At 61.5% G+C, this 17099-nt stretch carries 16 protein-coding genes; 12 read left to right on the top strand and 4 right to left on the bottom strand.

Annotated elements, in window-relative coordinates:
* Positions 1 to 4: 4 nt before the first annotated feature.
* Positions 5 to 226, bottom strand: coding sequence for a 50S ribosomal protein L31 (gene rpmE, locus SGN16_RS02030; protein WP_210642470.1), 222 nt, complete (start codon positions 224 to 226; stop codon positions 5 to 7).
* Positions 227 to 514: 288 nt separating this feature from the next.
* Between rpmE and SGN16_RS02025 the strand changes: the two genes are divergently transcribed.
* The 10 genes from SGN16_RS02025 to SGN16_RS01980 all read left to right on the top strand — a co-directional run bounded on the left by SGN16_RS02025 (position 515) and on the right by SGN16_RS01980 (position 13516).
* Positions 515 to 2734, top strand: coding sequence for a primosomal protein N' (locus SGN16_RS02025; protein WP_210642469.1), 2220 nt, complete (start codon positions 515 to 517; stop codon positions 2732 to 2734).
* A gap of 183 nt (positions 2735 to 2917) precedes the next feature.
* Positions 2918 to 4654, top strand: a complete 1737-nt coding sequence (gene argS / locus SGN16_RS02020; protein WP_210642468.1) for an arginine--tRNA ligase — start codon at positions 2918 to 2920, stop codon at positions 4652 to 4654.
* A gap of 1 nt (position 4655) precedes the next feature.
* Positions 4656 to 5351, top strand: coding sequence for an SPOR domain-containing protein (locus SGN16_RS02015; protein WP_335943757.1), 696 nt, complete (start codon positions 4656 to 4658; stop codon positions 5349 to 5351).
* Positions 5352 to 5497: 146 nt separating this feature from the next.
* Positions 5498 to 6028 (top strand): ATP-dependent protease subunit HslV, encoded by a 531-nt coding sequence (gene hslV / locus SGN16_RS02010; protein WP_003186641.1) that lies wholly within the window; start codon positions 5498 to 5500, stop codon positions 6026 to 6028.
* 55 nt (positions 6029 to 6083) lie between these two features.
* On the top strand, positions 6084 to 7421 hold the full coding sequence (gene hslU / locus SGN16_RS02005) for an ATP-dependent protease ATPase subunit HslU (RefSeq protein ID WP_210642466.1): 1338 nt from the start codon (positions 6084 to 6086) through the stop codon (positions 7419 to 7421).
* A 169-nt stretch (positions 7422 to 7590) separates the two neighbouring features.
* Positions 7591 to 7968, top strand: a complete 378-nt coding sequence (locus SGN16_RS02000; protein ID WP_210642465.1) for a DUF971 domain-containing protein — start codon at positions 7591 to 7593, stop codon at positions 7966 to 7968.
* A gap of 277 nt (positions 7969 to 8245) precedes the next feature.
* Complete coding sequence (gene phaC / locus SGN16_RS01995; protein ID WP_210642464.1) at positions 8246 to 9925, top strand: class II poly(R)-hydroxyalkanoic acid synthase; 1680 nt, start codon at positions 8246 to 8248, stop codon at positions 9923 to 9925.
* Between the two features lie 261 nt (positions 9926 to 10186).
* Positions 10187 to 11044 carry a poly(3-hydroxyalkanoate) depolymerase gene (gene phaZ / locus SGN16_RS01990; RefSeq protein WP_335943756.1) on the top strand — a complete coding sequence of 286 codons (858 nt, stop codon included), beginning with the start codon at positions 10187 to 10189 and terminating at the stop codon, positions 11042 to 11044.
* A gap of 111 nt (positions 11045 to 11155) precedes the next feature.
* Positions 11156 to 12835, top strand: coding sequence for a class II poly(R)-hydroxyalkanoic acid synthase (gene phaC / locus SGN16_RS01985; protein WP_210642462.1), 1680 nt, complete (start codon positions 11156 to 11158; stop codon positions 12833 to 12835).
* Positions 12836 to 12895: 60 nt separating this feature from the next.
* A complete protein-coding gene (locus SGN16_RS01980) occupies positions 12896 to 13516 on the top strand; it encodes a TetR/AcrR family transcriptional regulator (RefSeq protein ID WP_210642461.1) in 621 nt (206 codons plus the stop codon).
* 163 nt (positions 13517 to 13679) lie between these two features.
* Here SGN16_RS01980 and SGN16_RS01975 read toward each other — a convergent pair whose 3' ends face one another.
* The 3 genes from SGN16_RS01975 to SGN16_RS01965 form a co-directional block, all read right to left on the bottom strand.
* Positions 13680 to 14585: a phasin family protein gene (locus SGN16_RS01975; protein ID WP_335943928.1), complete on the bottom strand. Its 906-nt coding sequence runs from the start codon at positions 14583 to 14585 to the stop codon at positions 13680 to 13682.
* A 10-nt stretch (positions 14586 to 14595) separates the two neighbouring features.
* Positions 14596 to 15018 carry a phasin family protein gene (locus tag SGN16_RS01970; protein WP_210642460.1) on the bottom strand — a complete coding sequence of 141 codons (423 nt, stop codon included), beginning with the start codon at positions 15016 to 15018 and terminating at the stop codon, positions 14596 to 14598.
* 260 nt (positions 15019 to 15278) lie between these two features.
* On the bottom strand, positions 15279 to 15554 hold the full coding sequence (locus SGN16_RS01965) for a polyhydroxyalkanoic acid system family protein (protein WP_335943755.1): 276 nt from the start codon (positions 15552 to 15554) through the stop codon (positions 15279 to 15281).
* A gap of 155 nt (positions 15555 to 15709) precedes the next feature.
* On the opposite strand from SGN16_RS01965, the gene ubiE reads away from it, so the two are divergent.
* The gene (ubiE, locus tag SGN16_RS01960) at positions 15710 to 16480 is read left to right on the top strand and encodes a bifunctional demethylmenaquinone methyltransferase/2-methoxy-6-polyprenyl-1,4-benzoquinol methylase UbiE (RefSeq protein WP_210642458.1); all 771 of its coding nucleotides are present in this window, start codon (positions 15710 to 15712) and stop codon (positions 16478 to 16480) included.
* On the top strand, positions 16480 to 17097 hold the full coding sequence (locus SGN16_RS01955) for an SCP2 domain-containing protein (protein ID WP_335943754.1): 618 nt from the start codon (positions 16480 to 16482) through the stop codon (positions 17095 to 17097). The genes ubiE and SGN16_RS01955 overlap by 1 nt, the downstream gene beginning before the upstream one ends.
* The last annotated feature ends 2 nt before the right edge of the window (positions 17098 to 17099 follow it).

The following is a 17099-nucleotide window of genomic DNA, read 5'->3' as shown; positions in this document are numbered from 1 at the left end:
AGCCTCAGGCCTTTTTGGTAGCGCCGAAAGCACCGAAACGATCGGCGAACTTCTGAACGCGGCCGCCGGTATCCAGAGTCTTTTGCTTACCGGTGTAGAACGGGTGGCATTCGTTGCAAACGTCGATCGCCAGGGCTTTGCCGAAGGTCGAACGCGTTTCGAATTTGTTGCCGCAGCTGCAAGTCACGGCAATTACTGGGTATTCCGGATGGATATCGGTTTTCATGCTGTTTTCCTCAGGCTAGCGTGCCGCCACCCAACACTATTGTTGAATACCGCACGTAATTAGGCCGCGGATTCTACCAGACAACATCAATCACGCAAGCTATGACTTGTACCAACCGTCTGCTAGGCTCGCGCCCTCAAGCACAATCCCTGTGGGAGCGAGCTTGCTCGCGATAGCGGTGAATCAGCCGCATGGATGTTGCCGGACACGCCGCCATCGCGAGCAAGCTCGCTCCCACATTCGATCGCGCTCAGCCTTGCGAACTTGTCCGCCTACCGAGATCCCCGCGTGCCCGACGCCATTCTGCGCCTCGCCCTACCTTCGCCACTGCGCCGCCTGTTCGACTACCGCGCCCCGGCCGGAGTCCTGCGCGCCCAGTTGCACCCGGGCATGCGTCTGCGGGTGCCGTTTGGCCGGCGGGAAATGATCGGGATTCTGGTGGAGGTCACCGACCACAGCGAAGTGCCAGCCGACAAGCTCAAGCCGGCCCTGGCCCTGCTCGATGCCACGCCCCCCTTGCCGGCGTCGCTGTTCAAGCTGTGCCTGTGGACCTCCCAGTATTATCAGCACAGCCTCGGCGACACCTTGAGCTGGGCGCTGCCGGTGCTGCTGCGCCAGGGCGAACTGGCCGAGGCGCGTCAGGAACGGTTCTGGTCGGTGACACCCGGCGCCTCGCTGGACGACCCGCGCATTGCCCGCGCGCCGCGCCAGCGCGAGGCCCTGGCGACCCTGGCCCAGCACCCCCACGGGGTAGCCCATCAACTGTTGAGCAAACTGATGCTCAGCAAGGACAGCCTCGATCTACTACTGGCCAAGGACCTGGTCCAAGTGGAAGTTCGCAGGCACGCCCCCGGCGCGCGCCATGAACATTGGCTGGCCCAACCGGAACTGCCGCTCAATACCGAACAGCGGGCTGCTTGCGAGGCGATTCGCGCCGGCTTCGACAGTTATCACGCCTTTCTTCTGGCGGGCGTCACCGGCAGCGGCAAGACCGAAGTTTATCTACAGCTGATCCGCCAGACCCTGGAAGCCGGCAAGCAGGCCTTGGTACTGATTCCAGAAATCAACCTCGGCCCGCAAACCCTGGCGCGCTTCGAACAGCGCTTCAACGCCCGGATTGCCCTGGTGCATTCGGCGGTCAACGACCGCGAACGCCTGGAAGCCTGGCTCGCCGCCCGGGACGGTGAGGCCGACATCATCATCGGCACCCGTTCGGCCCTGTTCACACCGATGAAGAACCCAGGCCTGATCATCATCGACGAAGAACACGACGGCTCCTATAAGCAGCAGGAAGGTCTGCGCTACCACGCCCGCGACCTGGCACTGGTGCGCGCGCGCCAGGAAAACATCCCCATTGTCCTCGGCTCGGCGACGCCGTCCCTGGAGAGCCTGCACAACGCCTATACCGGCCGTTATGGCCTGCTGCGCCTGAACGAACGGGCCGGCGGCGCCAAGCAACCGCGGTTCCTGCGCCTGGACGTGAAAAGCCGTCCGCTGGACAGCGGCATTTCCGGGCCGATGCAGCAAGCCATCGGCCAGACCCTGGCCGCCGGGCAACAGGTCTTGGTATTCCTTAACCGCCGGGGTTTTGCCCCGACGCTGTTGTGCCATGACTGTGGCTGGATGTCCGGTTGCGAACGCTGCGATGCGCGGATGACCGTACATCAACGCCATGGCGAGCTGCGCTGCCACCATTGCGGCCACGTCGAGCGAGTGCCAAGGCACTGTCCGCAGTGCGGCAAAGTGGATTTGCGCCCAGTCGGCGCCGGCACCGAACGCGCCGAAGAACGACTCGGCATCCTGTTTCCCGATTACCCGGTGCTGCGGGTGGACCGCGACAGCACCTCGCGCAAGGACGCGATGAACCAGCTGTTCGCCACGATCCAGAAAGGCCAGCCATGTATCCTGGTGGGCACGCAAATGCTCGCCAAAGGCCACCACTTCCCCCGGGTCACGCTGGTGTCGATCCTCGACGCCGACGGCGGGCTGTTCTCCGGCGACTTCCGCGCCAGCGAGCGCATGGCGCAGTTGATCGTCCAGGTCGCGGGCCGCGCCGGGCGGGCCGAGGAGCCGGGCAAGGTGATTATCCAGACCCACCTGGCCGACCACCCGCTGCTGATACAGCTGACTGAACAAGGCTACTTCGCCTTCGCCGAACAGGCCTTGAGCGAACGGCGCAGCGCCGGTCTGCCACCGTTTGCGCACCTGGCGCTGTTGCGGGCCGAAGCACATAAGCCGGGGCAGGCCGAAGCGTTCCTCGACGAAGCTTGTAGCGAGGCCGAGCGTTTGCTGGCGCAGCAGAACCTCACCGGCATAGAACTATTGGGCCCGGTTCCGGCTCCGATGGAGCGCCGGGCCGGGCGCTATCGGGCGCAACTTTTATTACAAGCCAATGCCCGGGCACCGCTGCATCGGCTATTGAGTGCCTGGCTGTTGCTGTTGGAACAAATGCCCAGCGGGCGAGCGGTACGCTGGTCGCTGGATGTGGATCCGGTGGATTTGTATTGATTGAGCAGATCGCAAGCTTTGCCCCCACAGGTAGGCTGAGTGCATCCAGGCCATCAAGAATAGTCCCCACATATCCCCACCCGACCCGCTACAGTTGGCAAGCCCGCCTTCGCCACGGATAATGCCCAGTTTTTCCACCAGCGCATCGAAGCGCCGCCGCGCCTGCGGTTGAAAGAGAAGACCATGAAAGACACCATTCGCCAGCTCATCCAGCAAGCCATCGCCCAACTCGTCACTGAAGGTGTGCTGCCAGAAGGCCTGTCGCCGGCGATTCAGGTCGAAAACACCCGCGACAAGACCCACGGTGACTTCGCCAGCAACATCGCGATGATGCTCGCCAAACCGGCCGGCATGAAACCGCGGGACCTGGCGGAGAAAATCATCGCCGCGTTGCCCGCCGATGAGAACGTCAGCAAGGCTGACATTGCCGGCCCCGGCTTCATCAACTTTTTCCAGAACACCCAGGCCCTGGCCTCCCGCCTGGACGCGGCCCTGGCCGACGCACGCCTCGGCGTGCGCAAGGCCGGCCCGTTGCAGCGCACCGTGGTCGACCTCTCGGCCCCCAACCTGGCCAAGGAAATGCACGTCGGCCACCTGCGCTCTACCATCATCGGCGACGGCGTGGCCCGGGTCCTGGAGTTTCTCGGCGACACGGTGATCCGCCAGAACCACGTCGGCGACTGGGGCACCCAGTTCGGCATGCTGATGGCCTACCTGCAGGAAAACCCCATCACCAGCGACGAGCTGTCGGACCTGGAGAACTTCTACCGCGCCGCCAAGCAACGCTTCGACGAGTCGCCCGAATTCGCCGACCGCGCCCGTGGCCTGGTGGTCAAGCTGCAGGCCGGCGATGCCGAATGCCTGGCGCTGTGGAGCAAGTTCAAGGACATCTCCCTGTCCCACTGCCAGAAAATCTACGAACTGCTGAACGTCAAATTGACCATGGCCGACGTGATGGGCGAAAGCGCCTACAACGACGACCTGATCAATGTGGTCAACGACCTCAAGGCCAAGGGCATGCTGGTGGAAAGCAACGGCGCCCAGTGCGTGTTCCTCGACCAGTTCAAGACCGCGGATGGCGAGCCGTTGCCAGTGATCATCGTCAAGGCCGACGGTGGCTATCTCTATGCCACCACTGACCTGGCAGCCGTGCGCTACCGCAACGGCGTGCTCAAGGCCGATCGGGTCCTGTACTTCGTCGACCAGCGGCAGGCCCTGCACTTCCAGCAGGTGTTCGAAGTCGCGCGCCAGGCCGGTTTCGTAACCCGCCCAATGGAAATGGAGCACATGGGCTTCGGTACCATGAATGGCGCCGACGGTCGTCCGTTCAAGACCCGCGATGGCGGCACGGTGAAGCTGATCGACCTGCTGACCGAAGCTCAGGAGCGCGCCTACACCCTGGTCAAGGGCAAGAACCCGGACCTGGCCGAAGACGAACTGCGCAAGATCGCCAAGGTCGTGGGCATCGACGCGGTGAAATACGCCGACCTGTCCAAGCACCGCACCAGTGACTACAGCTTCAACTTCGACCTGATGCTCAATTTCGAAGGCAACACCGCGCCGTACCTGCTGTATGCCTACACCCGCGTGGCAGGAGTGTTCCGCAAGCTCGGCAAGAGCTTCAGTGAAGTGGACGGCCAGATCGTGCTTGAAGCTGCTCAGGAACAGGAACTGGCCGCCAAACTGGCGCAGTTCGGTGAAGTGCTGAACAACGTTGCCGACAAGGGCACACCGCACACTCTGTGCGCATACCTGTACGATGTGGCCGGCCTGTTCTCCAGCTTCTACGAGAACTGCCCGATCCTCAGCGCACAAACCCCAGAGCAAATGCAGAGCCGCCTGCGCCTCGCCGCGCTGACCGGACGTACGCTCAAGCAAGGCCTGGAACTGCTGGGCCTGGAAACCCTGGAGCGCATGTAAGTTGGCCGCCAAGAAAAAACCTGCACCCAAGCGCGGCGCCAGTCGTTACCAAGCCCCGGCCAAAAAGCCGATTCCGGGCTGGTTGTGGATGGCCATCGGCCTGACCGTCGGCGCTTTCATTGTGTTTCTGATGAAGCTGGAGCCGGGCCAGGGCGATGACGTCAAGCGCGTACGGCAAGAGCAACAGAAAGCCACGCGCATCGCCGAGGCCAACAAGACTCCGCCGAGCCCGACGCAACCGGTGAAGCCCAAATACGACTTCTACACCCTGCTGCCGGAATCGGAAGTCATCGTGCCGCCCGATGCCGTGCCGGAGAAAACCCTGCCGACGCCGCAAGTGCCCACTACCCCAGTGACCCCGGCCGAAGCAGCAAAAATCGATACCGCCCGCGCCCAGGCGGCCCTGGCCGGCATCACACCGCCACCGGCCCCGCCTGTGCAGAAGGCAGCGCCGGTGACGAAGTTCTTCCTCCAGGCCGGCTCGTTTCGCAAGGAGGCCGACGCCGACAAAGTGCGGGCGCAGATCATTCTGCTGGGGCAGTCCGTGTCTGTGGAGTCCGGGACTGTGAAGGACGAAACCTGGTACCGGGTACTGGTCGGTCCGTTCAGCAACCGCGAAGACCTGACCAAGGCCCAGAAACAACTGGCCAGCAGCGGTTTCAGCAACCTGTTGTTACAACAACGCCAGAGCCGCTAGATGCATTGATCGCTCCCACGCTCTGCGTGGGAGCGATCATCCGCAGACCGCTCATCCCCTCTGCGCCCCCACAGTTGAAAAAACCCACGCCACCCCCATATGAGTTCCATCCGGGCATTTTCGCCCCGCTGCGTGGAGACTCTCCCTTGACCACCATCGTTTCAGTCCGCCGTCATGGCAAAGTCGTCATGGGCGGCGACGGCCAGGTTTCACTGGGTAACACCGTGATGAAAGGCAATGCGAAGAAAGTCCGCCGCCTGTATCACGGCCAGGTCATCGCCGGTTTCGCCGGCGCCACCGCCGACGCGTTCACCCTGTTCGAACGTTTCGAAGGCCAGCTTGAGAAACATCAGGGCCACCTGGTTCGCGCCGCCGTGGAACTGGCCAAGGAATGGCGTACCGACCGCTCCCTGAGCCGCCTCGAAGCCATGCTCGCGGTCGCCAACAAGGACGCCTCGCTGATCATCACCGGCAACGGTGACGTCGTTGAGCCCGAGGATGGCCTGATCGCCATGGGTTCCGGCGGCGCCTACGCCCAGGCTGCGGCCAGTGCCCTGCTAAAAAAGACTGACCTGTCGGCCCGCGAGATCGTCGAGACTGCCCTGGGCATTGCCGGCGACATCTGTGTCTTCACCAACCACACTCAAACCATTGAGGAGCAGGATCTCGCGGAATAAGCCCGTCCAGGCCACCACGCCACGGCTCATTCTTGCTTGAGGACCGCCAATTATTATGTCCATGACTCCCCGCGAAATCGTCCACGAACTCAACCGCCACATCATCGGCCAGGACGATGCCAAGCGCGCCGTCGCCATCGCCCTGCGTAACCGCTGGCGGCGGATGCAGCTGCCCGAAGAGCTGCGCGTCGAAGTAACCCCCAAGAACATCCTGATGATCGGCCCGACCGGTGTCGGTAAAACCGAGATCGCCCGTCGCCTGGCCAAACTCGCCAACGCGCCGTTCATCAAGGTCGAAGCCACCAAGTTCACCGAAGTCGGCTATGTGGGGCGCGACGTCGAGTCGATCATCCGTGACCTGGCCGATGCCGCCATCAAGTTGCTGCGCGAACAGGAAATCACCAAGGTTCGCCACCGCGCCGAAGATGCCGCCGAAGAACGCATTCTCGACGCCCTGCTGCCACCGGCGCGCATGGGCTTCAACGCCGAGTCCGCCGCGACCCAGGACTCCAACACCCGCCAGCTGTTCCGCAAGCGCCTGCGCGAAGGTCAACTGGACGACAAGGAAATCGAGATCGAAGTGGCTGAAATGGCCGGCGTCGATATTTCCGCGCCGCCGGGCATGGAAGAAATGACCAACCAGTTGCAAAGCCTGTTCGCCAACATGGGCAAGGGCAAGCGCAAGAACCGTAAGCTCAAGGTCAAGGAAGCGCTCAAGCTGGTGCGCGATGAAGAAGCCAGCCGCCTGGTCAACGAAGAAGAGTTGAAGGCCAAGGCGCTGGAAGCGGTCGAGCAACACGGCATCGTATTCATCGACGAAATCGACAAGGTCGCCAAGCGTGGCAATGTCGGCGGCGCCGATGTCTCCCGCGAAGGCGTACAGCGCGACTTGCTGCCGCTGATCGAAGGCTGCACGGTCAACACCAAGCTGGGCATGGTCAAGACCGACCACATTCTGTTCATCGCCTCCGGTGCGTTCCACCTGAGCAAGCCGAGCGACCTGGTGCCGGAACTGCAGGGTCGCCTGCCGATCCGGGTCGAACTCAAGGCACTGACACCGGAAGACTTCGAACGCATCCTCAGCGAGCCCCATGCTTCTCTCACCGAACAGTATTGCGCGCTGCTCAAGACGGAAGGCCTGACCATCGAGTTCACCCCGGAAGGCATCAAGCGCCTGGCGCAGATCGCCTGGCAGGTCAACGAGAAGACCGAGAACATCGGTGCCCGTCGCCTGCATACGCTGCTCGAACGCCTGCTTGAGGAAGTGTCGTTCAGCGCCGGCGATCTGGCCAGCGCCCACAACGAAGCGCCGATCCTCATCGACGCCGAGTACGTCAACAGCCACCTGGGTGAATTGGCGCAGAACGAAGATCTGTCACGGTATATCCTGTAAGTCACCGACAGGTTTGCTCGGACCTGTGGGAGCGAGCTTGCTCGCGATGGCGGCGTATCATTCAACCAATGCGTTGACTGTCAAACCGCTATCGCGAGCAAGCTCGCTCCCACATGGACCTTTGTCGTTTTTGCAGATCAAGGCTCCCTTCAGAGACGGATCAGAGGCCATGACCAAACTCCCCACCGCCATCAACCTGCACAAAGCCTCCAAGACCCTGACGCTCAAATACGCGCCGGACGAGGAATATCACCTGCCCGCCGAGTTCCTGCGGGTGCATTCGCCTTCCGCCGAGGTCCAGGGCCATGGCAAACCCATCCTGCAATACGGCAAGCTCAACGTCGGCCTGAGCAAGGTCGAGCCGGCCGGCCAGTACGCACTGAAACTGACCTTCGACGACGGCCACGACAGCGGACTGTTCACCTGGGACTACCTCTACCAGTTGGCGGTACGCCAGCAAGACTTGTGGAACGATTATCTTGCTGAGCTCAAGGCAGCCGGAAAAACCCGTGACCCGAGCGAGTCCGTCGTCAAGCTGATGCTCTAACTCACGGGCTGGCGCTTTAGGGCGAATTTTCTAGACTCATCTGCTTGAATGCCCGCGCGGCAACGTCAATGACTGGCCTGCTTGCGAAAAAAATTAAACTCGGGTAACCAATGGAGCTGGCAAGTTCCCTGCAAAGGAACCTGCGGGTTCCCTGCACAAGTTTCCTCATTGGCCTCGATGCGGAATTAACGGTCACCCGAGCAGCGTATCCGGTATTGGCTGTGTGGCTTTACGGCACGGTCCGGGTACTCGTCTGAAGGACAATGGAGCGTCGTAGATGAGCAACAAGAACAACGATGACCTGAAGTACCAGGCCTCGGAAAATACCCTGGGGTTGAATCCTGTCGTCGGCTTGCGCAGAAAAGATCTGCTGGCCTCTGCCCGAATGGTGCTGACCCAGGCCATCAAGCAACCGCTGCACAGCGTCAAGCATGTCGCCCATTTCGGTGTAGAACTCAAGAACGTCCTGTTCGGCAAATCCGCGCTGCAACCTTCGAGCGATGACCGTCGCTTCGCCGACCCGGCGTGGAGCCAGAACCCGCTCTACAAACGTTATCTGCAAACCTACCTGGCGTGGCGCAAGGAGCTGCACGCCTGGATCGACGACAGCAGCCTTTCGCCCCAAGACATCAGCCGCGGGCATTTCGTGATCAACCTGATGACCGAAGCCATGGCCCCGACCAACTCGGCGGCCAACCCGGCGGCGGTCAAACGCTTCTTCGAAACCGGCGGCAAGAGCCTGCTGGACGGCCTGTCCCACCTGGCCAAAGACCTGGTGCACAACGGTGGGATGCCGAGCCAGGTCGACATGGGCGCCTTCGAAGTCGGCAAGAGCCTGGGCGTGACTGAAGGCGCCGTGGTGTTTCGCAACGACGTGCTGGAACTGATCCAGTACCGCCCCATCACCGAGCAGGTCCACGAGCGTCCGCTGTTGGTGGTACCGCCGCAGATCAACAAGTTCTACGTCTTCGACCTCAGCCCGGACAAGAGCCTGGCGCGCTTCTGCCTGCGCAGCAATGTGCAGACCTTCATCGTCAGTTGGCGCAACCCCACCAAGGAACAACGCGAGTGGGGCCTGTCGACCTACATCGAGGCGCTCAAGGAAGCGGTGGACGTGGTCACGGCCATCACTGGCAGCAAGGACGTGAACATGCTGGGTGCCTGCTCGGGCGGCATCACCTGCACCGCGCTGCTGGGTCACTACGCCGCCCTCGGTGAGAAGAAGGTCAACGCCCTGACCCTGCTGGTCAGCGTGCTCGATACCACCCTGGACACCGACGTAGCGCTGTTCGTCGACGAGCAGACCCTGGAGGCGGCCAAGCGCCACTCCTACCAGGCTGGCGTGCTCGAGGGCCGCGACATGGCCAAGGTCTTCGCCTGGATGCGCCCCAACGACCTGATCTGGAACTACTGGGTCAACAACTACCTGCTGGGCAACGAGCCGCCGGTATTCGACATCCTGTTCTGGAACAACGACACCACGCGGCTACCGGCGGCGTTTCACGGCGACCTCATCGAGATGTTCAAAAACAACCCGTTGATCCGGCCCAATGCACTGGAAGTGTGCGGCACGCCGATCGACCTCAAGCAGGTCACTGCCGACATCTTTTCCCTGGCGGGTACCAACGACCACATCACCCCATGGAAGTCCTGCTACAAGTCGGCACAGCTGTTTGGTGGAAAAGTGGAATTCGTGCTGTCGAGCAGCGGTCATATCCAGAGCATCCTCAACCCGCCGGGCAACCCCAAGTCGCGCTACATGACCAGCGAGGATATGCCGGCCAAGGCCGAGGATTGGCAGGAGAACTCCACCAAGCACACTGACTCCTGGTGGCTGCACTGGCAGGCCTGGCAGGCCGAGCGCTCGGGCAAACTGAAAAAAGCCCCCACCGTGTTGGGCAACAAGACCTACCCGGCCGGTGAAGCGGCGCCCGGCACTTATGTGCATGAGCGGTAAGGGATGCAACTCGTCTGCTGCGGGAGTGGGCTTGCTCACGAATACATCCCGCCAGCCGACACTGAATGCAAGGCCCACAGCGCTGGTGAACATAAAACTCATGTTCACGGCAGATCCCCTGTGGGAGCGAGCCTGCTCGCGATTGCGGTGTGTCAGCCAACATTGATATTGGATGTACCGCCGTCATCGCGAGCAAGCTCGCTCCCACAGGGGGTCGGGGGAAAAATGAAAGACAGCGACCCAACCCACAGGGCTTGAAGCATGCCGCAACCGTACATTTTCCGTACCGTCGATCTGGATGGCCAGACCTTGCGCACCGCGGTACGCCCCGGCAAGCCTCACTTGACGCCCCTGCTGATTTTCAACGGCATCGGTGCCAACCTGGAGCTGGTATTCCCGTTCATCGAGGCCCTTGACCCGGACCTGGAAGTCATCGCCTTCGATGTGCCCGGTGTCGGCGGCTCGTCGACGCCCAGCCGACCGTATCGCTTTCCCGGCCTGGCAAAACTTACCGCGCGCATGCTCGACTACCTCGACTATGGGCAGGTCAACGTGATTGGTGTGTCCTGGGGCGGCGCCCTGGCCCAGCAGTTCGCCCATGACTACCCGGAGCGCTGCAAGAAGCTGGTCCTGGCAGCCACCGCCGCCGGAGCAGTGATGGTGCCGGGCAAGCCCAAAGTCCTATGGATGATGGCCAGCCCCCGGCGCTACGTTCAGCCGTCCCATGTGATGCGTATCGCTCCGCTGATTTATGGCGGCTCGTTCCGCCGTGACCCGAGCCTGGCAGCCAGCCACGCGGCCAAGGTTCGCTCGGCGGGCAAGCTCGGTTACTACTGGCAACTGTTCGCCGGCCTGGGCTGGACCAGCATCCATTGGTTGCACAAGATCCACCAGCCAACCCTGGTGCTGGCCGGTGACGATGACCCACTGATCCCGTTGATCAACATGCGCATGCTGGCCTGGCGCATTCCCAACGCCCAACTGCACATCATCGATGACGGCCATCTGTTCCTGATTACCCGGGCCGAGGCCGTGGCACCGATCATCATGAAATTTCTGGAGGAAGAACGTCAGCGCGCGATCATGCACCCGCATCCCGCGCCCCTGGGCGGTGGCTGACACCGTCCATAGCGCCTGGCAGGACGCCGGATCGCGCAGCAACCCGAAACAGCGACTATGTTGTCTGGTTCGGTGTGTTTGTTTTTAGCCTGATGACGAAGGAGTTGACTCATGCGCGACAAACCGGCGAAGGGCTCCATGCCCGCCCCTGCCAGTTTCATCAATGCACAAAGTGCGATCACCGGACTGCGCGGCAGGGACCTGCTGTCCACCTTGCGCAGCGTAGCCGTACACGGCTTGCGCAACCCGGTCCACAGTGCCCGCCATGCATTGCGCCTGGGCAGTCAGTTGGGCCGTGTGTTGCTAGGTGAAACCCTGCATCCCGCGCCCACCGACCAGCGCTTCGCCGACCCGACCTGGCAGCTCAATCCGTTCTATCGCCGCAGTCTGCAGGCCTACCTGAGCTGGCAGAAACAGATCAGGAGCTGGATCGACGAAAGCGACATGAACCCGGACGATCGTGCTCGTGCACACTTCGCCTTCTCTCTGCTCAATGACGCCGTGTCGCCCTCCAACACCTTGCTCAACCCGCTGGCGGTCAAGGAACTGTTCAACTCCGGTGGCTCCAGCCTGGTCCGTGGCCTCAGCCACCTGGTGGACGATCTGTTGCACAACGACGGGTTGCCACGGCAAACCACGCCCAATGCCTTCGAAGTCGGCAAGACCCTGGCCACCACTCCCGGCGCGGTGGTGTTTCGCAATGAGATGCTGGAGCTGATCCAGTACAAGTCCATGAGCGAAAAGCAGTACGCCAAGCCCCTGCTGATCGTGCCGCCGCAGATCAACAAGTTCTACATCTTCGACCTGAGCCCTTCCAACAGCTTCGTCCAGTACGCCCTGAAAAACGGCCTGCAGGTGTTCATCATCAGCTGGCGCAACCCAGATGTGCGCCATCGCGAATGGGGCCTGTCCAGCTACGTCCAGGCGACGGAAGAAGCCATGAACGTGTGCCGGGCGATCACCGGTGCCCGCGAGGTCAACCTGATGGGCGCCTGCGCCGGCGGGATGACCATTGCCGCGCTGCAAGGCCACCTGCAAGCCAAGCGTCAGCTGCGCCGGGTGGCGAGCGCCACCTACCTGGTGAGCCTGCTCGACAGCCAGATCGACAGCCCGGCCACGTTGTTCATCGACGAGCAGACCCTCGAAGCCGCCAAGCGTCGCTCCTACCAGAAAGGCATCCTCGATGGCCGCGACCTGGCCCGGGTGTTTGCCTGGATGCGCCCCAACGACCTGATCTGGACGTACTTCATCAACAACTACCTGCTGGGCAAGGAGCCACCGGCCTTCGACATCCTCTACTGGAACAACGACTGCACCCGCTTGCCGGCGGCCCTGCACGGCGACTTGCTGGACTTCTTCAAGCACAATCCCCTGACCCATGTCGGCGGCCTGGAGGTGTGCGGCACGCCGATAGACCTGCAGAAAGTGACGGTAGACAGCTTTAGCGTGGCCGGCATCAACGATCACATCACGCCGTGGGATGCGGTGTATCGCTCCACGCTGCTGCTCGGTGGCGAACGGCGCTTCGTGTTGTCCAACAGCGGTCACGTCCAGAGCATCCTCAACCCGCCGAGCAACCCCAAGGCCAATTACGTCGAAAGCCCGAAACTGAGCAGCGACCCACGGGCCTGGTACTTCGACGCCAAGCACGTCGACGGCAGTTGGTGGCCACAATGGCTGGGCTGGATCCAGGAGCGTTCCGGTGCCCAGCATGAAACCCTGATGACCCTGGGCAACGCCAACTACCCGCCTCTGGAAGCGGCGCCCGGGACCTATGTGCGCGTGCGCTGAACGCCCCACTCCACGGCCAGGTTGGTGGCCGTGGCACGACTCCATCACTAAGAAGACCGGATGAAAACCCGCGACCGCATCCTTGAATGTGCCCTGCAATTATTCAATGAAAAGGGCGAACCGAACGTTTCCACCATGGAAATTGCCAACGAAATGGGCATCAGCCCCGGCAACCTCTATTACCACTTTCATGGCAAGGAACCGCTGGTCCTCGGGCTGTTCGAACGATTCCAGGCCCAATTGGCACCACTGCTGGACCCACCCGCCGATGTCCAACTGGCGCCGGAAGACTACTGGTTGTTCCTGCACCTGATCGTCGAACGCCTGGCCCAATACCGTTTTCTGTTCCAGGACCTGTCGAACCTGGCGGGGCGCCTGCCAAAGCTGGCCAAGGGCATCCGCCAGTTGCTCAATGCCCTCAAACGCACGCTGGCATCGCTGCTGGCACAGCTCAAGGCCCAGGGCATGTTGGTCAGCGACACCCAGGCCCTGGGACAGTTGGTCGAGCAGATCACCATGACCTTGCTGTTCTCGCTGGACTATCAGCGGATCCTGGATCGCGACGGCGAAGTACGGCTGGTGGTCTATCAGATCATGATGCTGGTGGCCCCGCACCTGCCGCCGGCAACCAAGGTGGCGACCGAGCGACTGGCGTTGCGGTACTTGGAAGAGCACGAATAAGCAACCTGTGGGAGCGAGCTTGCTCGCGATAGCGGTGGGTCGGCAGTATTGATCTTGACTGATACACCGCAATCGCGAGCAAGCTCGCTCCCACATTTTGATCTGCGTACAAACAAAAACGCCCGGCCTTCACAGGCCGGGCGTTTTTGCGTGTCCTTAAAAATCAGGACTGGGTGGTAGGCGTCGATGGAGCCGGCGCGGCTGGGGTGGCGACCGGGGTTGGCGCTGCGGCGGAGTTCGCCGTGCTCGCCGTGCTCGCCGGGGTAGCCGGTTTGGCGGCCGCAGTCGGCGCCTTCGGTGCGGCTGCTTTTGGCGCGGTCGGTTTTTTCACGGCCGGCTTTTTCGCCGCCGCAGGTTTAGCGGCTGCTTTGGCCACAGGCTTGGCGGCAGGTTTGGCTGCCGTTTTGGCCGCGGCTGGTTTGGCCGCTGCGGTTTTAGCCGCGGGTTTGGCAGCAGGCTTGGCTGCTGCTTTGGCCGCAACCGGCTTGGCCGCTGCCTTGGCAGCAGGTTTGGCTGCAGCGGTTTTAGCCGCTGGCTTGGCCGCTGCCTTTGCCGCCGGCTTGGCGACGGTTTTTGCCGCTGCCTTGGCCAGTGGCTTGGCCGCCGTTTTCGCAGCCGGCTTGGCCGCGGCTGTCTTGGCCGCTACCGGTGTGACCTTGGCCCCAGTGAGTTTTTCGATCTGCTTGGTCAACGTATCGACCTTGCTGTGCAGCGCCTTCACTTCATTGCGGCTCGGCACGCCCAGACGCGAGATCGCACTGTTCAGGCGCTTATCGAAAGCCCCTTCCAGTTCGTCCCACTTGCCCAGTGCCCGATCCTTCACACCACCGATTCGCGATTTGGCGGACTCGGCAGTGTCCTTGGCCGCATCGACTTGTTTGCCGACCGCCGTCTTGGTGAGTTTTTCGGCTTTCTCGCCGTCCTTAACCAGGGACTCGAAGAGCTTGCTGCCGTCAGTGTCGATCTTCGAGTACACGCCTAAACCAGCAAGCCAGATTTTGCGGGAATACTTTTCAATCTTCCCGGCCCACGAGCTGCCTTCTTTTTCTGTGATTTTTTTGCCAGCCATCCCGTTCTCCTTAATGTTTACGCGCGACACGTTCGAGCAATGCTGTCAGCTCATCGAGCTTAGCAGAGAGTGTCTCAACGTCATGTTTAGACGGAATGCCGATACGATTCAAGGCACTTGCAACGCGAGCATCAAATACCTTCTCGACTTTATCGAGTTGCACTTCAACCCGGGCCTTGAAAGAACTGACCTCAGTCTTGGCTTCAATCAATTCGCTGTTGGCCGCTTCAAGTTTTCCGGCAATGTTCTTTTTGCCTTTTTTTTCAATAACTTCGCCAGCCTTTACCAACTCCTGGAAGTACTCGCCGCCCTCTTGTCCGACCTTGGTATAGGCGCCCAGGCCAGCCAGCCAGATCTTGCGCGCGTACGTTTTCACGTCGCTGAGCGTGGAAGATTCAACGTCGGTTTTTTTCTTCAGAACAACTTTGGCCATGGTGCACCTCACTCGAAAACAGGTTTGAGGAACTGCCCGCACACGGACGGGCTCAGGCACAAAATAGTGACAATAATTAGAAAGGGCACCCTAACAACCGATACAGAACCTGAGGGCAATGACTTCCCCTGTGGGAGCGAGCTTGCTCGCAATAGCGATGGATCAGCAACATTGTTGTTGAATGACACACTGCAATCGCGAGCAAGCTCGCACACATTTGGATCGTGGTGAACTTGAGTGCTGCGCCTCCCTTCGATCAATCAGGCCAACGCTTTATCCAACGCCTTTTCGATTTCCGTCTTGATCGTGCTGCTCATTGCCGACATCAACATACCCAGTTCCACGTCGACGCGGATCGAGTCCTCGCCCACATGCACTTCGCCCTTGACCCCGGAACGCTTGAGTTTCAGGGTGTCGCCGGCCCACTGCGGCTCCAGGCCATAGCTATCGGACAACTTCTGCGCCAACTGGTCAGCCTTTGCGCGGGCCGCTTCCTTACCCAGGCCGTGGGCACGCTCAACTGTTATACGGGCCATCTGATGACTCCTGTGTTATCGGGACCTGCCTGAACGTTTCAGACCCTGGCTGCGTCAAAACGTCCCGGCGATGGCGCATCTTACCTGCAGCCTTGCCAAGACAAAGCCCTCCACCGGGATTAGAATGTCCCGCATTCTTTTTTGGTGACAGCGATATGACTGATCAGCGCAAAGGCAGCGATGCCGAACCCACCACTCACTTCGGCTTCAAGAACGTGCCGGAAAGCCAGAAGGCGGAAAAAGTCGCTGAGGTTTTCCACTCGGTAGCCGCCAAATATGACTTGATGAACGACCTGCTCTCCGGCGGCATGCACCGCCTGTGGAAGCGTTTCGCGATCGAACTGTCAGGCGTGCGCAGCGGCAATCGGGTGCTGGACATCGCTGGCGGCACCGGTGACCTGACGAAAAAGTTCTCCCACATCGTCGGGCCGACCGGCCAAGTGGTGCTCGCCGACATCAACGAGTCCATGCTCAAGGTCGGTCGCGACCGCCTGCTGGACCTGGGTGTGGCCGGCAATGTCGAGTTCGTCCAGGCCGACGCCGAGAAGCTGCCATTCCCCGACAACCATTTCGACTGCGTGACCATCGCCTTCGGCCTGCGCAACGTCACCCACAAGGAAGATGCCCTGCGCTCGATGCTGCGCGTGCTCAAGCCCGGTGGCCGCCTGCTGGTGCTGGAGTTCTCCAAGCCGACCAACGCGCTGATGTCCAAGGCCTACGATGCCTACTCGTTCGCCTTCATGCCGCTGATGGGCAAGCTGATCACCAACGACGCGGAAAGCTATCGCTACCTGGCCGAATCGATCCGCATGCACCCGAACCAGGAAACCCTGAAGTCGATGATGGTCGAGGCCGGTTTCGACCGCGTGACCTACCACAACATGACCGCCGGCATCGTCGCCTTGCACCGCGGTATCAAGCCCTGATGCTGCTCACCGGCCTGCTTGCCAGCGTCGAACTCGGTATCAACCGCGTACTGCGCCTGGACAGCACGGCGCTGACGCGCCTGACGCACTTGAGCGGCAAGGTGATCGCCGTGGACTGCCGCAGCCCGGCCTTGCAGTTGTTCATCCTGCCAAGCGACGAGGGCCTGATGCTCGCCGCGCACTGGGAAGCCGAAGCGGACTGTACCTTGCGCGCCCCGGCATCGAGCCTGCTGAACCTGGCCCTGGGCAAGGACAAGACCGCCGTGCTGCACAGCCCCGACGTGGAGCTCGACGGCGACAGCGGCGTACTGCTGGAGTTGGCGCAGATCCTCCAGGACCTGGAGCTGGACTGGGAATACGAAGTGTCCCGCTGGCTCGGTCCGGTGGCCACCCAGTTGCTCAGTGGTCATTTGCGTAGCCGCAGCCGCTGGTATCGCCAGGGCTTCGCCAGCCTGGGGCAGAATCTGGGTGAATACCTGGCCGAAGAATCGCGTACTCTCGTAGGCCAACGCGAAGCGCAAGCCCGTTTTGATGAACTGGACCAGATCAAGCTTGACCTGGAACGTCTCGAGGCGCGTTTCGAGCGCCTTTCCCGAACCCTTGAAACCAAGCGATAACG

This window comes from Pseudomonas sp. G166, from assembly GCF_037027455.2.
Classification (GTDB): Bacteria; Pseudomonadota; Gammaproteobacteria; order Pseudomonadales; family Pseudomonadaceae; genus Aquipseudomonas.
Note: the sequence above shows the minus strand (reverse complement) of the source record. Positions and strands in the feature narration are given on the sequence as shown.

What these genes read in the sequence shown, in the direction of transcription:
- phaZ (WP_335943756.1), top strand. Translation starts at nt 10,187, where the DNA reads ATGCCGCAACCGTACATTTTCCGTACCGTCGATCTGGATGGCCAGACC.
- rpmE (WP_210642470.1), bottom strand. Translation starts at nt 226, where the DNA reads ATGAAAACCGATATCCATCCGGAATACCCAGTAATTGCCGTGACTTGC.
- argS (WP_210642468.1), top strand. Translation starts at nt 2,918, where the DNA reads ATGAAAGACACCATTCGCCAGCTCATCCAGCAAGCCATCGCCCAACTC.
- ubiE (WP_210642458.1), top strand. Translation starts at nt 15,710, where the DNA reads ATGACTGATCAGCGCAAAGGCAGCGATGCCGAACCCACCACTCACTTC.
- phaC (WP_210642464.1), top strand. Translation starts at nt 8,246, where the DNA reads ATGAGCAACAAGAACAACGATGACCTGAAGTACCAGGCCTCGGAAAAT.
- SGN16_RS01955 (WP_335943754.1), top strand. Translation starts at nt 16,480, where the DNA reads ATGCTGCTCACCGGCCTGCTTGCCAGCGTCGAACTCGGTATCAACCGC.
- SGN16_RS01965 (WP_335943755.1), bottom strand. Translation starts at nt 15,554, where the DNA reads ATGGCCCGTATAACAGTTGAGCGTGCCCACGGCCTGGGTAAGGAAGCG.
- phaC (WP_210642462.1), top strand. Translation starts at nt 11,156, where the DNA reads ATGCGCGACAAACCGGCGAAGGGCTCCATGCCCGCCCCTGCCAGTTTC.
- SGN16_RS02000 (WP_210642465.1), top strand. Translation starts at nt 7,591, where the DNA reads ATGACCAAACTCCCCACCGCCATCAACCTGCACAAAGCCTCCAAGACC.
- SGN16_RS01975 (WP_335943928.1), bottom strand. Translation starts at nt 14,585, where the DNA reads ATGGCTGGCAAAAAAATCACAGAAAAAGAAGGCAGCTCGTGGGCCGGG.
- SGN16_RS01980 (WP_210642461.1), top strand. Translation starts at nt 12,896, where the DNA reads ATGAAAACCCGCGACCGCATCCTTGAATGTGCCCTGCAATTATTCAAT.
- SGN16_RS01970 (WP_210642460.1), bottom strand. Translation starts at nt 15,018, where the DNA reads ATGGCCAAAGTTGTTCTGAAGAAAAAAACCGACGTTGAATCTTCCACG.
- hslU (WP_210642466.1), top strand. Translation starts at nt 6,084, where the DNA reads ATGTCCATGACTCCCCGCGAAATCGTCCACGAACTCAACCGCCACATC.